This window comes from Erythrobacter sp. (genome assembly GCF_024305245.1).
In the GTDB taxonomy this organism is placed as follows: Bacteria; Pseudomonadota; Alphaproteobacteria; order Sphingomonadales; family Sphingomonadaceae; genus Erythrobacter.
In genome coordinates this window covers 159,055-174,229 of the sequence record NZ_JAMWYX010000006.1, presented here as the reverse complement: position 1 = coordinate 174,229, position 15,175 = coordinate 159,055, and the positions used below count along the sequence as shown (strand labels likewise).

Here is a 15,175-nt window from a genome sequence, read left to right as displayed (position 1 = left end):
ATTCTCCGGCTGCGCCGCCATCTCGCCTCTTCTGAGCAAACGCGATTCTGCTGCGCGGGCATGCGGCCTTTTCCAACGCTAGATGCAAAAAAGGGGTGCCCGCCGGGCACCCTGTGAACCGATCCTGCGGGATTGGTTTTTCGCGAAATTGGCGATGCGCTGTAAGGCCGGCGCGTGCCGCCACGATGCATACCGTCGATCCGGATTTAGCAGCGATGGTGCTGTGACAGATCGTGTCTCCGCCTCGACCTCGGCCGGATATGGCCCAAAATGGCACCTTAAATGGCCCAAAATTCAAAAATTTTGGCCGCGTGCAACCATTGCTCGCTGACGGTCAAATTGGCCGATTTTTGGCCTCTCGTCAGGAAACGGGGGGTCAGCGGCAGCTGAGGGCCCCGACAGACAATCTGAAAACCCAGCCCGATTGGGCTGCGAACCCAAGCGAAGCGCCCGAGAACGATGGCAGTCGTTCGCAAAAAGAGCTAGAGATTGTCAGAACGCAAAAGCTAAGCCGATCGGACAGCAATCCGCTTGATCAAAAAACAAGGAACGAAAATCTTTGATTTCGCGTGACGTGTGAGCGCAGCGAACTAAAAATATCTGGTGATCCGGGCAAAATTTCAATATTGTCCCGGAACACGTCTTGACCGGGTCAAAGCAGCAATAAGGGTCGAAACGCCGTTGCGACCCTTATTGCGGTATTGCGCCTAAAAAAACGAGTTCGAGGGCTTTTCATAAAAACGTTCGGATTGATAAAAATAAGGGGTTTCCGATCATTTTCTGAAAAATTGATCGGACGAAAAATCGATAAAATTGAGACATAATTCGCATTTTTTCTGATCATTGAAATGACCAGCGAAGCGACCTTTTCCTTCATGCCTTGAAAAAAATTTGTGAGCGGATTTCTTTTTCTGGAATCCGCATCCTAGAATATTGGCATGACACAAAATGGCCCCATCTCCGCATTCATGAGCATTGTCCGCAAAGCATTGGCTGAGGACATGTCTGAAGTTACCTGCGACGTTCTTGCTTATGACGACCTGTGCAGGCAGGCTGAAGAAGTAGACGAGAGCGGAAAGCTCACAAAACATGCCCATCGTGCGCGATCCCGATTAAGGCATCCCTTCCGATTGGAAGAATCGCCCGAGAAGACAAGGAAAAAGGTCGCTAAGCAGGAGCGTGAGCGTAAACGAAAGGTAATGGACCTCCTTTCCGAGGCTGGTCGGGAACTTGCAATCTGGCATGAAAAGCGCAGCGAGCTCGAAGAACTCGACCGGCATGAGGCCACGCTTACACCAGTGGGGAAAAGCCGTGAAGACCACGATCCTGAGAGTGTCTTTGCGCTAGGCAGCCCGCTTCTCGAGAGACTGGGAAAAGCAGGGGTTGCGCCGTCATCCTTCACTCGCATGCCAGACCCAATGATCACGTGTATTGCCGATCTGTTCAAGGCGCACACAAAAGATCCGCACCTCAAGGATCCCGACAATCCTTGGCGCCTGATGGTCAATGCAGGCATCCTTGAGGCACCGCCGCGCGACCTTGATGAAGACCAACAGCGGGTCGTTCTTCATGCCTATGCCCTTCGCTCGGAACAGCAGAAGGAGTTCGCAGCAAAGGCCCGCAGGGACCTTGCGCTGCCCGAAGGGTTCAGTGAGCATTTTCTGTTGGGCGCGTCCCGCATTTCAGATCTCGCACGCGAACTCAGCCAAGGGGAATACGACGCCTACTACAGGTGCGTTGGCCTTCGTCACGACCGGGACATCGAGCTCTTGGGCCAGGTCCTGGGGCTGGATTCTGAAGAGGATCGGGTCAGGCTTTCGGTGATCGTTGACCTCCTTTCAGAGGCATCAAGAGCCATGATGGAAGACACTTCCTGGACCGTTGCTTTGGTCTCGATCAAAGGCTTCATCGATCGCATCCAGCCCCACAAAAGGTATCGAAAAGATTGGGTCAATGAACTGATCGAAGGCTTGCCTGCTTTGGCCGACGAACTGTCGGAAGCCGCTGGCAGCATCGAAGTTTTTGATCGATTTCTGATGCACGGTCTGGGGCTGTCGGAAGCCAAACGCGGCTTCGATGAACGGAAAGAAAAGCGCAAACAAGCGAAGCGCGAGGCTGATTTCTGGGCCGATATTGCCAATGCGTGCGAGCACAACTGGACCTTCAAAATCGAGGATTCCACCGTCATCTACGAAGGGGTTGAATGGTATAGCGATCTTGATGCTGAGGAGTGGACCGGCTCGCGCTGGATCGAAGTGCATGGCCTCCCGCCTGAGCTTGAGAAATACTATTCTTCGCTGAACTCGGACGAGGATGTGCCGACTGAAATCGAGGATATCGAAGTTGCTAAAGACCGACTGACCGAGCTGGTTAGGAGCCTTCGTGAGGAGTGCCGCGGGTCTAACGATGAGGTCAAAAAGGTGGCCTATCAGCAGGCAGATCGCTTGGCCATTATGGGCGGCGGGTTGGACAAAAATGATCGTCCCGTGTTCGTATCCATTGAAGATTTCGACGAAGGATTGGAATATGCGAAAGGCCAGCAAATCCTTTGAAATCGCGTTCTGAATGACGTGCAGTTCCTTGGAAATAGAGGCCATAGGTTCGCGAATTTCGATAATGAGGAAGTAGATTCTGGCAGCGTCATCCACTTTGAAGATGGCCTCAAGGCGGCACGCGCGGCAACGCCGAATGGGCTCGGATCACTTTACTCGGGGCCGCCGATCCGCTGGCGAAAACTGCTGTGGCATTAGCATCGTAGGAGGATCAGGGATACAACTCGGACCCACTTTGAGTTCACCGACAACCTCGATGACGGCGTTTCGTCAGATGCAATAGTTGGTCTTCATTACTGCAATACCCCTCCACTCTTGGCCGCATGCCTTGCGCTGACAGTTCGTCGTAGGCGGCGAGGACGAGGCGGCGGGTGCGGTATTCGCCGTGGCGGGCGATTTCGTTCTTCTGGAGGACGCGGAAGGTTTCGCTGGGGTAGTCTTCGCCCATCACGTCCTTGGGATCGAGGACGTAGCGCAGTTCGTCGCGGGTGACCGCTTCCATGAACTTCTTTGACCATGTGTGATACAAGCTCTGGGCGATGCCTTCTTTGCGGCATGGCTCTGCGATGCTGTCTCGCCGCGCAACCCATCGAGCACGATGCGGATCCTGTCCTCAGCCGAGAAGTGCCGCCGGGTCTGTCGCCGGATGTCCTTGACCACCCGTTCTGCAGGGGCATTGCCAGTGGATTTTTTCAAGGAGGGTTGGGTCTTCATCCTCGTTCTTTCGTCACTACGGCGAAGCCCCAACCCACCTTAAATCACAAACTCAAATCTGTGCCATTGGTGGTAGCGGGGCCCCCTCTTCATGTGGGATCCCAATCTGACAACTGCAGGATGTTCCCACCGAGCTGCTGAAACGCGCGCTGCCTGCATGAGAAGATTATGATCTGCTGATCGTTCGCCTGGCGGTGGAGCGCGTCGAACATCTTTTCGATCCGGTCATCATCGGAATAGACAAGCGCGTCATCCAGGATCACCGGTGCCGCGCGTCCATCTCGCGCCAACAGGCGTGCAAATGCCAGTCGGGTCAGGACAGAGAGCTGTTCGCGCATGCCTCCACTCAACCGATCGACGTCCTCCTGTTGACCGTTGCGGAGGATCGTTTGCGGCAGCAGGGTTTTGTCGTCGAACGTGATCGCGACATCATCGAACAGCAATCGCAGGAGCGGCTTAAGCTCGGCCATAACGGGCTTGAGATACAGGTCGCGAGCATCTGAGCGCGCACTATCGAGTGCAGTCGCGAGCCGTTGCAGTGTGGCCACCTCGGCTTCGAATCCTGCGACTCGCATTTGCGCAGCCTCCAGCGCGTCCTTTGTTTCCGACCATTGCTCTTCGACTGCATCATCGGAACGAGCCTTAATTTGCGCGTTAAGCCCTGCGATCGTTTCGCGCAACTGGCCGATGTTGGCATCGATCCCCTGATCGACCGATACCAGCCGCTTGTGCGCGGCCCGCAGGCTTTCAAGATCGGGCGTTTTGGCGCGCAATGCCTCTGCCTGCGCTTCTGCTTGTTCGAGGTCCTCCGACAGCTTTGCAAGCCGGTCCTGCAACTCCGTTTCCTTGGTTTCCTGAAGATCCGCCGGGCCAAGCAATGCGGCTGTCTGTTGCATCCTCGCCGCCAGCGTTGCAAGTTCTGTCTGGGCACCGACAAACGCACCCTCGGCGCGCTCTCGCACCGGCTCGGCGTCGCGCGCCTTCTGATTGGCCTGCTGGCGGCGGTGTTCGGCATCTTCCAGCACCTGGCGGGTTGCCACGGGATCGGCCTTCAGTTCGATTTCTTCGGCCTCGTCAGGCGTGATCGCGGCGATCTCGGAGCGCAATGCGGGCATACCCTCTGGGGCCAGCACCCGCAGCACCGCCTTTGCTTCATTTATCTGCGCTTCCAGTTTCTGCGCTTCCACCTGTCGCGCGCGCGCTGCGGCAAGATCAGCAACGCCCATTGCTGACAGCAGCGCATCGCGCTTGGCCACCAATTGCTCAAGCTGGTCGTCGCTGCGCTCCGGCTGGTTCGATCGCAAAGCTATCGTGCCAATCCCCGGCGCAACCAGCGTCGCATGGCCGTCATAGCCATGTTCCTGCCCGTCGATCAGCGGCGCACCGTTCATGCTGACCGATCCAGTGTGCCCCGGCTCATAGCGTATGGAAACCGTGGGGCGGGCCGAATCGCGGAGCGTGCGCAGCTGCACGATCTCGACGTCCAGATCCTGAAGTTCGTCGATCGCATCTGCCGGAATCTTGACCTGTGCGAGTTCCGCCTCGGCTGCCTCGATCGTTTCGCGCGCTGTTTCTGCATTTTGCAGGCGCCGTTGCAGTTCGACCAATCGATCCGCTGCCGTGCGCGCCTTTTCTGCTGCATCCAACCGCGCCAGCAGCTGACGCGCTTCGCTGGCTTCCTTCTCGGCGGCCTCGGCTTCCATCCGTGCCGCATCGATTGTGGCGGTCGTGTCCTGGCGCTTGGCGACGGCGTCGTCGCGCTTGAGATTTGCCTTGTGGGTCAAGGCTTCGAGGCTCTTGACCTCGACCACTGCATCCTGGAACCGTTCATTCTCGCTGTGAGCCGCCTGATGTCGTTCGCGCGCGAGCGCGAGCTCCGCCTCGGCAGCTTTCAATCGGTCGGCCAACTGGCGGGCAGTCTCGATCGCGGATTGTGCGATGGTAATATCAGCGACGCGCTTGGCCTTCTCATCGGGCTTTTGCAGTTCCGTCAGCTGCCGCATGGCGGTGGCGCGCTCGTCGAGAGCAGCGCGAAGTTGCTGCACGTCGGCCTCCAGAGCACGCTCTGCAACCGCCAATCGGTCCCGCTCGTCGCACGCGATTGCATAGCGACCGCCCGATTTTGGACGCCCCGTTGGCGTGACCAGTGCATCGAGCGAGATGCTCGTCTTATTCATGATTTCGGCGATCCGGCGACCGCCGGTGACCGCCTCGACCTCTCCCTGCACCGATTCGAGCAGACTGGCCCTGACCTGCTTTTCGTTGTCTTCTTCAGCCTTGCTGCGCTTTTCGATTCCGGTGATGCCTTGCCTCACCCACAGCAGACCGGCCGGGCCACCGGCACCTCCCTGCACCAGATCGCTGATGAAGTTTTCTGCCTCGTCGGCCTGGGCGATCAGCCGTCCGCTGACGAGATCCTCCACCCGTGCTGACTTGCCCGTGTAGAACTGCTTGGTGATCCGATACTGCCCGGCTTCAGTGGAGATATCCGCCTGAACCACCGGAGTGCCGCCGCTATAGGGGCGCAGGTTTCGCACCTCGCCCGCGGTGCTGGTGTGCGGCTGGAAGAATAAAGCGTGCAGCGCCTCGAAGCTGGTCGACTTGCCGAACTCGTTCGGTTTGCACAATACATTGACGCCCTCGCCAATGTTCTCGATCGCTACGCCGCGCCCGGCGAAGCGTTTTACGTTGAACAGCCGCAGTGCCAGTATCCGCATCACGACACCTGCTGAGCAAAGGCGTAAAGACGTGCCAGCGCCGCGTTGGCGACACCCCGGTCTTGCTCGGAACGGCGATCATCGCGCCCCTCGGCCAGCAGGGCATCGGCGGCCTGACGCAGAGCCCCTCCCTTATCGATCTGGTCGAGATCATCGACCTCGCAAACGGTGACAAGCTCGCTGTCTTCAAGTTCAAACCAGGCAAAGTCATGCGCCATGTCAGCAGCGGCATGCGCCAGTGCGGTGCGCGCGGCGAGCCGGGCGTTGCCACTCACCTGAACGCGGGCCAGCGAATGCCTGCGATCTGCAGACGGCAGCAGTTGCGCAAGCGCCTGCACAGGGTCTTCGCCATCGAGCAGGTGCAGGTCCAGCGACTGCCAAACGAAGGTTCCGGTGCGCAATCGGTCGACCTGAGGCGACGCTGACGGCCCTGCGATGCTCACCAGCAACGCCTCTCCGGGTCGGTCATGCTTGAAGCGGTCCTGCTCTGGCGAGCCACTGTAATACGTCCGCGGGTTAACTTCGATCGCGCCATGCCAATCGCCCAGAGCGAGATAATCGAGCCCCGCTTTGACGGCGCGATCGGGGGTAATCACGTCAGACGCGACCTTGTCCTCGGAAAACTCGGTGATCGCGCCATGCGCCAGTCCGATGCGGATCATGCCATCGGCCGTGGCGCAAGCGTCCATCCATTCCGTCAGGTCGCGGCCCGGACGCCGCGTGGTGCAAGGAGCTGGCAACAGCGCTACACCTTCAGCAAGCGCGATCGGACTGGGATCGACCGCCAACACCACATTGTCGGGAGCCTCGTTGCGCAAGTTTGACCACAATTGCGCCGCCTGCAGTGAATCATGATTGCCGGGCAGGATGACCCAGCGAATGTCCTTGTGCTGGGCCATTTCCGCGAGTGCCTGCCGCCGAACGTCTGGCGCAGGTGTCTCCGTATCGAACGTGTCGCCCGCCAGCAGGATCGCGCTGGCACCATGAGAGTGCGCGTCGTCGGCGAGGCGCGCGAGCACGTTGTGCCGCGCCTCGCGCAGACGTCCGGGCAGGTCGCCTGAAAAACTGCCGAAGCGCTTGCCCAGATGGAGGTCGGCGGAGTGGATGAATCGAAACATGGCGTTTATTCAATCCCTGTGCTTGTGGCGGACGCAATGGCGCGAGCGCGGGCCAAGGCCTCTTCCAGCCGTTCGCGTGAAGTAGCGGCAAGCCGGTCTACCCCCAGAAGCCGCGCCATGTCGCGCGGTGCATCGGGCATTTCGGCCAAGCCTTCATTTTCGAGCACCACCGATACCAGCTCTGCGAGCGGAATCTCAGCGATAGCGCGGCGAGCGTCGTCGTCTGCGGGGCTACGGTAAGGATGGACCTGCACCACCGCCCCCTTCTTCCAGATAAACTCGCCAACCGATTCCTCCGTCCGATCACAGTCGCGCAGATGAAGCGCAATCTGATCACGGATCCGTGCTCCGGTGCGCTGCCAGCCATGCGCGCGTGCGATCCGCTGGTAGAGGATATCGGTCCGCAGCGGGCTTTCGGCTTCCATCACAGCATCGACCATCGCGCGCAGGGTTTCGCGATAGGCAAATGTTGCAAAGCGATCAGGATGTGCGGAGAAGCCGGACAGGTCGGTGATGCGGTAGTGCTTTGACGCCTCTTTGGCGGGGTGCGGTTCGTCCACCGGATCGGGCGGCGCCAAAGGCTGTGCCACGCTGGCGACATTGCCGCGTATCAGCATTGCTTCCGGTTCTGACACGTAAGTTTGGGCAGCTTCAGCCACCACCGCATCATGGTCCTCGATGGTATCGGCATCCTCAATCTTTTGCCCCATGTCCCAGTGGCCGGTTGGCAGTGCCTCCGCAACTTGTGCTTCAGCGGCCTGTCGTTCCCGGCTGGCTGCGAGCAGATCGCTCAACTGGCCGTCCAGCCGTGCCGCACAGCCAGCCGCATCGAACCACCAGTCGGTCGACCATACGCGCAATATGTTCCAGCCCAGCCCGGTAAGCACCTGCTCGCGCACCTTGTCGCGATCGCGCGCGGTGGCCGCGCTGTGGTAGGTCGCGCCATCGCACTCCACTCCTGCCAAATATGCACCCGGCAGATCGGGGTGGCGCACCCCAAGGTCGATGCGAAATCCCGATATGCCGACCTGCGGCACCAGCATCCAGCCACTTTGTTCCAGCCGCTCAGCCACCGCTTCCTCGAACGGCGATTCGAAGGTTCCGACCGAGCCGATGTCCTGCGCAGGCAAAGCGATTGCGCCTCGCTCGGCGTAATCGAGAAAGGTCTTGAGATGCTGAACCGCTAGCGCCTTGGTGCGGCTGGTGTCGATCTGATCTGCGGTAAAGCCAGAAAAGACGATCAATTCCTGCCTCGCCCGCGTCACCGCAACATTCAGTCGCCGCTCGCCGCCGTCGCGGTTCAGAGCCCCGAAATCCATCGTCAGCTTGCCCGCAGCATCTTTCCAGAAGGTAATCGAGAACAGGATGACATCGCGCTCATCGCCCTGCACGTTTTCCAGATTCTTGACGATCGTGCCCTCTATGCGGTCTTCGGCGAAGAAGTATTCCAATTCCGGTAGCTCGCGGCGGGCCGCATCGAGCAAATCCATGATTAGCGACTGCTGCTGCGCGTTGAAGGTGATGATGCCGAGCGTTGGGCGCTCCTTCTCGGGCATTTTCAGCCAACTGCGCATCCTGGCAACCGCTTCGTCGGCAACTGCCTGCGCTTCGATACGGTTGGTCCGGCTCTTGCCGCGATCGTAGATGCCATTGGGCACCTTTTGCAACCTCACAGCCTGGTCATCGACTTTCGGCGAGGGGAACGTGACCAGCCGGTTCTTATAATAATGGTGGTTGGAAAATGCGATCAGAGACTCGCTGCGGCTGCGGTAATGCCACCGCAAATCCCGCACCGGAACGCCGGCCGCCTTCGCCTCGTCGAGAATGCTCTCAAGGTCCTTTTCGTGATCGGCGACATCTTCCTCGACTTCGTTCCGGCCGAAGAAATTGGTCGGCGGAAGCTGCTTGGGGTCGCCAACGATGATGGTCTGGCGGCCACGCGCAATCGCGCCGACTGCATCCCAAGTCGTGATCTGCGAAGCCTCATCGAAGATCACCACATCGAACAGCGACTGATTGGGCGGGAAATACTGCGCAATCGAAAGCGGCGACATCAGCATGCATGGCGCAAGCTTGGAAAATGTCTCGGGCATCTTGCCAATCAGCTCGCGGATCGACTGGCTGGGGCGTTGCAATTCCATCTGATGGCGCAGAAGGCCAAGTTCGGAATTGCGGGGCACACCCTGCACCGGCGGCAAGCCATGCGAAATCGCGCCGATCACCCTCGATGCAGCATGCGAGCGCACCAGATCATCGATCTCGCGAAACTCCGTGATCACGTTCTCGTGCTGGAAGCGCCGGAAATCCCGCAGCACCGGGTCGCCATCCAGAACCTGGGGAAGCCACCAGCGTGCATAGCCGGTGCGAAATGCTGACCGGGAGTTATCAGCGTCCACCAGGCCGCCTTCGAGCTGTTCGACCAGTGGAGACAGACCACGCGCGTCTGCACGGTTGCGCACCTGGCACCATGCTGCCCAGTCCCGCAGCAGGTGGCGGCCATCGACCAGCGACTTCAGTTCTTCGCTGAGCCGTGCGAGGCCTCCAGGGGAATCGGTCAAGGATACCCGGCGTCCCGCCACCGCGCTGAATTCTTCGCGCGCGCTGTCAAAGCCGTTTATTCCGGCCAGCAATCTCGATCCTGCCATCAACAGCCGGTTTTTGTCGCCAGAATCGCGCAGGCAGGCCTCGACCGAACGCTCCACCGTTTGGCGCATATCGTCAGTATAGCCGGTCAGACGCAATGCGCGGCGCACTCGCGCAGCTCGCTCCAGGACGTCGGCGACCCTAGCCATGTCGGTATCTAGCCCATCCACGGGCAAGGGGCACCCATTCAGTGCACAGCCGTCGATCGCTGCGAGGCTTTCCTTCATCTCCCGCAAATGCTGCAGGTCTTCCTCCGGCTGTGCTTCACCGCCATCCGTATAGCCTTGGAGCAGCTTACGAACCTTGCGCTTGCCCAATATCGACATCGGCCAAAACGAAGCGTCCGCCTCGCGCCACTGCCGGTCGAGCGCATCAGGATCGAGATCACGCACTGCGCGGGGTGCATAGGCCGCGTCCATCGCGCGTTCGGCATTGCGATAGCGTGCAATCGCGTTGCCCAGGCCATCCAGCGCAGCCTTGCATTGAGCAAAAGCGGGGTCAAACGCGATGGTGAGATCAAGCTCCCTGCCCGCCTCAACTGCCTTGGCCAGCGCAGCCATTTGCTCAATTTCATTCCATGTTGCCGGCTCTGCTGATCGGATGCCAAGCGCCGCCTGATAGGCATCATATGCACCGCCCAGCAGGTCGGTGGCATTTCGCAGGGACTGCGCAGAAGTGAGCATATTTTCCTGCCACCCAGCACTCCAGGCAGCGATGTCGACCGTATCGAGCGCAGGCACTCGCTTTATCGACGCGAATACCCGGCCAAGCTCTCCGGCCAGGTCTTCAAGCTCCAGTAACGTCGCAGCATCATGTGCATCGCGCTGCGGCCATGACAGCTCAGGCGCGCACGCCGCCGAAGCCCTCAGAGCTATTCCCAGCGCCTTGTAGGGCGTCCAGCCATTGGGATAGACAGTGTGCAAAGCCGCGACATAATTGTTGAGGGTATCGCGGCGCAGGCGCAGCCGCTCGTTGCTCGCCACCCATTCGACAGGATCGACGCTCGTTCCATTTTCCCACGCCGCCTTGAGTTGACCGAGGAAGTTCCTGCGATCGGCCTTGTTCGAATGCAGTTCGATACAGCGATCGCCAAGGCCGTGCTCGCGCAGTCGTCTATAGACGACGTCCAGCGCAGCGGTCTTTTCCGCCACGAACAGCACCGTTTTGCCGACAGCAAGGCAGTTCGCGATCATGTTGGCAATCGTTTGGCTCTTGCCTGTGCCAGGTGGTCCGACGATCACGAAGTCGCGCCCCGCAGCAGCAGCAAGGCTGGCCGCCGTCTGCGAGGAATCGGATGGCAACAGGCAGACAATGTCGGCTGGCGCAAAGGCGCGGTCTATATCGGCTTCTTCATGAAATACACCAGAGCTGTCGTCCGCGCCGAACGCCTCCTCGGGCGTGTCGATCAGATGGCGAACCATGCGGTTTTCGCGCAGGGCATCCGTCCGCTCGACCAGATCCTTCCACATCAGGAATTTTGCGAATGAGAAGGTGGAAAGTGCGGTCTCGTCGACAACTTCCATTCCTGGCGCATCACGAACTGCAAGACGCATCAGCGCCAGCAACTTAGGCACATCCACACCATTGTCATCGAGCGGAAGTTCGCCTGAAAACTGTGGCAGCTTCAGATCGAACTCGCGTTCAAGAAACTGCAGTAACGTTGCGTTGAAGCGCGGTTCATCTTCATGATAGCGGATGCGAAAAGGCGAGCTGGCACTGCTGCGTTCGAGCTTGACGGGCACCAGCAACAGAGGTGCGCGATAAGTGCGCACATCTTCCGGCTTTTTCTTCCATCGCAGGAAGCCCACAGCCAGAAAGAGGGTGTTCGCACCGCCCTCGGCAAAATCGTTGCGAACCTGACGATGCAGATCGATCAGACGTGCGTCTAGCTGGGCTGTGTCCAACGGTGAAGGTAATTCGTCGCGTTTCAGCGCCTCAGCGGCAAATTCGCGCTGGATGTCCTTGCCATGCACATCGCGATACAGCGCGGGATCCCGCTCCCCCAATGGGTTCTGCGCGGGAAGCGAAATGATGCGGATGGCCGTCCCGCCCGCCAGCCTGTCTTCCAGAAACGCAGGATCGGTGCAGACGAAAGGGATGGTCTTCTTGGATTCAGGAAAGTTGAGCAAGCGGTTGCGCAATGTGAGGTCAAGTAGCTTGCGTTGCCAGCGATCGATACGCCCCGCAGCGGTTGTCGGCTTCACCTCCACCTCTTCGGCCGCCAGACTAGTGAACGAGGGCATTGCCGGAAGCGGCATTGGGGTCTGCCCGCCATCGTCAGGTCGGTTGTCGTCCCGCCGCGCCGGCTCGTGCGATGCCAGCGGCATGATCCCTCCACTGCGCGCCCGGCGCACATCAATGGCGGCCACAAACCCGTGCGCTTCGTGCTCACCCATCCTGTGATCGAGCGCGCTTTGTGCTGCTTCCAGCGTCATTGCCGGACGGTGGGTGACACCAGTTGTTTCAAAGACGATCAATTCCCGAGATGCCAGTGCCTTGCGCACCTCCATCTGGTCGGGTTCGATTGCGTTTCCAAAAGTGCGCGGCGTCAACCAGACGCCTGCAGCAGAATGACCTTCGAACATCAGGATCACCGGGTTAAGTCCTGCTGCCTCCAGAGCCGCAGCAAAATACAAGGTGGTATCAAGACAAGTCGCCAGCCGTTGATCGATCACGGTTGCCGGACGACGGACCTTCTGACCGCTGCGTTCGAAGCTCGCCGGTGGCTCGGCGTAAAACAGACCCAGCCCCGCGACTGCAGAATAGACTGCAGCCGACAGCATATAGGCGCGCTGCGGCGAGCCGGATTGATAGCCATCCAGTCCGCTCGGGTGCCCATGCGCGACAAGCTGTTCGGCTGCCGCTCGCAAAGTCTGGGCAATACCGGGGTCATTGGGCATCACAAACGCCGGCAGCAGTTGCGCCATATCGGAGACCCCGCCCCATTCGTCGCGAGCCAGCAACCGCACAGGAAAGACGCATTCGTGCAGCACATCACCGTGGGATGAGAGCGACAAACGAATTTCGCCGCGTTCAGCCTCGTTCAGCCCAGCGAGATAGTCAGCGTCCAGCTCCACTTTGCGATCGGCTAGGGCGAGGCTATCTCCCGAAGCGAGCCGGTCGATGGTCCAGATTTTGGGGCGCAGAAAGGCCGGCGAGGACGTCAGCGAGAGGCGGCAATCATCGAACTGCCTTGCAGTCACATTATTGATTGTGATCGACCTGACAACCGGAACGGCGTTCTGATAGGATGCATAGGTGAAACTGGCAGCGGCGTCTGCGACCACCTGTGGAGTCAGTGGATTTGGTTCGTCATCTGGACGCTGCAAGGGACCGGGCTGTTCAAATTTTTCCATGCGGAGCCTTTCGATCGAAGTAGCCCATCTAGCGTTCAGGATATTAAGAAGCGGATATCTCGTTCCATCTCAAGTGAATGCTTCCATCAGACCAAAGTAACCATTTTCGCATGTCCGTCGTCAGAACATTTGGCGCAACTCGCGGCGTAGATTAATGGAAAGCAAATCTCGTCGGTGGGTTGATGTTAGGCGGCGAGCTTGCGGTGTCGCAAGCGCCGATGTTCGATGGTCTGTCGTTTGATCTTTTCGCGCTGTTTGATGATGGCAGGCGCCCTGCCGAAGTAGACATCGGCGGGAGTAGGCTCTCGTGGTAGCGCTGGTGGTTGTAGTGCTCGACGAGCGCCTCGATCTGGGCCTCGAGGTCGCCGGTCAGGAAGTAGTTTTACAGCATGATGCGGTTCTTGAGGGTCTGGTGCCAGCGCTCGATCTTGCCCTGGGTTTGCGGATGCATCGGGGCGCAGCGCACATGGCTTCTCCGTCGACCAGTAGGGGCACATCGCAGAACCGATTTGTCAGCCTTACGGTGGCCAGAAAGTCAGACGCGAACTGTGCACCTTGCTGTGCACTTGACTGTGCTCACATTATGATTCACAAACCGATGCAATTGGAAAATCATTGGAAATGCTGCGGATTTTCTGAGCTTCTGCGTAAGGTTGATGATCCGGTCGGGAATCCTCTCGTCCCGACCAATTTCCCAGCGAAGCATTGAAAGAGAACGGCACCTAACGTCTGGTTGATCGGCGTATCACACTCGTGGAAGGTGTCCGATCAAGCGCGTGAAGAGCGGTTATGCTGCCCAAAGCTCTGGTTCGGCCAACGAGCCAAACATAGCCAGCCCGTGCGCAATCGAGGTGAGTTCCCCGCCCGACGCAATCCTTTCCGTCCCAAAGCGTCTGTCGAAGACGCTACGCACAGCGGGGATCAGCGAGGAGCCACCGGTTAGAAACACGCGGTCAATCTCCTCCGCAGCGATACCGGCCTGCAGAAGTGCGCGGTCGAGTGCCTGTTCTATGAGAACCAGGTCCGGGGCAATCCATGCCTCGAAGGCGGCTCGCTCGACCTCGACAGCGATTGTCAGCCCGCCGCCATCAAAGCGGAACGTGGCGCTGTCATGGTCCGACAGCGCCCGCTTCAATTGCCCGACTGCATCATAAAGCGGATAACCTTGCTCATGTTCGATCAGCGCTATCAGCCGCTCGATCGCTATGGGATCCACAGCATTGCGCTGTAGGCGCCGCAGCTCGTCGAGTGTCCGGCGGTTGCGCATCAGCGCGAGCCGCGACCAGTCGGAGAATTCCGAAAACCAGCCGTTCGGAATATCCAGAAGCTTGTCGAACGATCGGTATTGACCGCCCTTCCCCAGCATCGGCAGCACCAGCCGGTCGACAATGCGCTGGTCAAAGCGATCACCGGCAATCCCGATCCCAGACGAGGCCAAGGGCGTGCAGCGTTGCGGCGCGCGAGGTTCTGCGATCCGGACGATCGAGAAGTCCGTCGTCCCGCCGCCAAAGTCGGCCACCAGAACCGTAGCGGGCTCCGTAAGCCGGGTCGCGTAGCTGAACGCCGCGCCGAGCGGCTCATAGACGTAGTGGACTTCCACCCCGAACTCGCTGAACATCGCCTGGTAACGCTCGCGCGCAAGATCGCTGTCAGGCTGGGCGCCGGCGTATTCGACTGGGCGCCCCACGATCACCCGGCGGGGACGTTCGTCCAGCTTCCCTCGCGCGTGCGACACCAGTTTGCGCAGGAATAGCTGGCCCATATCCTCAAAGCGGCATGGCCGGTTAAAGATCAGCGCCCGTTCAAAGGACGGGCTCGCCACCACCGACTTGAAGGACTGAACGAAGCGGCAGTCGGAGGGGCTCTCAAGATATTCCTCGATCGCCCATGGGCCAGCCTCGCTGGCAATCCCGTCATCCTCCCAGAAACACAAGGCGGAGCGGAATGTTGCCCCGCTCGTTTGCATGGATTGGAATTCGATCAGTTCGGACCCGCCTGCGCCGTCCGCTAGCGCAGCGACGGTATTAGTGGTGCCGAAATCCAGGCCAATTGCCTCGATCATGTCGAACTCCGTT

6 protein-coding genes and 2 pseudogenes are annotated in these 15,175 nt (G+C 59.4%); 1 reads left to right on the top strand and 7 read right to left on the bottom strand.

Annotated elements, in window-relative coordinates:
* Window positions 1-938: 938 nt before the first annotated feature.
* Window positions 939-2,552, top strand: coding sequence for a hypothetical protein (locus tag Q0L48_RS10625; RefSeq protein ID WP_296720690.1), 1,614 nt, complete (start codon window positions 939-941; stop codon window positions 2,550-2,552).
* A 241-nt stretch (window positions 2,553-2,793) separates the two neighbouring features.
* On the opposite strand, the gene Q0L48_RS10620 is transcribed toward Q0L48_RS10625, so the two are convergent.
* The 7 genes and pseudogenes from Q0L48_RS10620 to Q0L48_RS10590 all read right to left on the bottom strand — a co-directional run bounded on the left by Q0L48_RS10620 (window position 2,794) and on the right by Q0L48_RS10590 (window position 15,162).
* The gene (locus Q0L48_RS10620; protein WP_296720767.1) at window positions 2,794-3,054 is read right to left on the bottom strand and encodes a hypothetical protein; all 261 of its coding nucleotides are present in this window, start codon (window positions 3,052-3,054) and stop codon (window positions 2,794-2,796) included.
* Window positions 3,049-3,266: pseudogene (locus tag Q0L48_RS10615) on the bottom strand (transposase); the annotation flags it as partial. The pseudogene Q0L48_RS10615 and the gene Q0L48_RS10620, both read right to left, overlap by 6 nt.
* A gap of 89 nt (window positions 3,267-3,355) precedes the next feature.
* A complete protein-coding gene (locus Q0L48_RS10610; protein WP_296720687.1) occupies window positions 3,356-5,983 on the bottom strand; it encodes an AAA family ATPase in 2,628 nt (875 codons plus the stop codon).
* On the bottom strand, window positions 5,983-7,101 hold the full coding sequence (locus Q0L48_RS10605) for a DNA repair exonuclease (RefSeq protein ID WP_296720685.1): 1,119 nt from the start codon (window positions 7,099-7,101) through the stop codon (window positions 5,983-5,985). The genes Q0L48_RS10610 and Q0L48_RS10605 overlap by 1 nt, the downstream gene beginning before the upstream one ends.
* 5 nt (window positions 7,102-7,106) lie before the next feature.
* On the bottom strand, window positions 7,107-13,100 hold the full coding sequence (locus Q0L48_RS10600; RefSeq protein WP_296720683.1) for a DUF3320 domain-containing protein: 5,994 nt from the start codon (window positions 13,098-13,100) through the stop codon (window positions 7,107-7,109).
* Window positions 13,101-13,285: 185 nt separating this feature from the next.
* A pseudogene (locus Q0L48_RS10595) lies at window positions 13,286-13,572 on the bottom strand (integrase core domain-containing protein); the annotation flags it as partial.
* A gap of 315 nt (window positions 13,573-13,887) precedes the next feature.
* Window positions 13,888-15,162, bottom strand: a complete 1,275-nt coding sequence (locus Q0L48_RS10590) for an Hsp70 family protein (protein WP_296720680.1) — start codon at window positions 15,160-15,162, stop codon at window positions 13,888-13,890.
* Between the last annotated feature and the right edge of the window lie 13 nt (window positions 15,163-15,175).

Excerpts from the sequence above, each read along its gene's own strand:
- Q0L48_RS10625 (WP_296720690.1), top strand. The coding sequence starts at position 939 with ATGACACAAAATGGCCCCATCTCCGCATTCATGAGCATTGTCCGCAAA.
- Q0L48_RS10620 (WP_296720767.1), bottom strand. The coding sequence starts at position 3,054 with ATGGAAGCGGTCACCCGCGACGAACTGCGCTACGTCCTCGATCCCAAG.
- Q0L48_RS10610 (WP_296720687.1), bottom strand. The coding sequence starts at position 5,983 with ATGCGGATACTGGCACTGCGGCTGTTCAACGTAAAACGCTTCGCCGGG.
- Q0L48_RS10605 (WP_296720685.1), bottom strand. The coding sequence starts at position 7,101 with ATGTTTCGATTCATCCACTCCGCCGACCTCCATCTGGGCAAGCGCTTC.
- Q0L48_RS10600 (WP_296720683.1), bottom strand. The coding sequence starts at position 13,100 with ATGGAAAAATTTGAACAGCCCGGTCCCTTGCAGCGTCCAGATGACGAA.
- Q0L48_RS10590 (WP_296720680.1), bottom strand. The coding sequence starts at position 15,162 with ATGATCGAGGCAATTGGCCTGGATTTCGGCACCACTAATACCGTCGCT.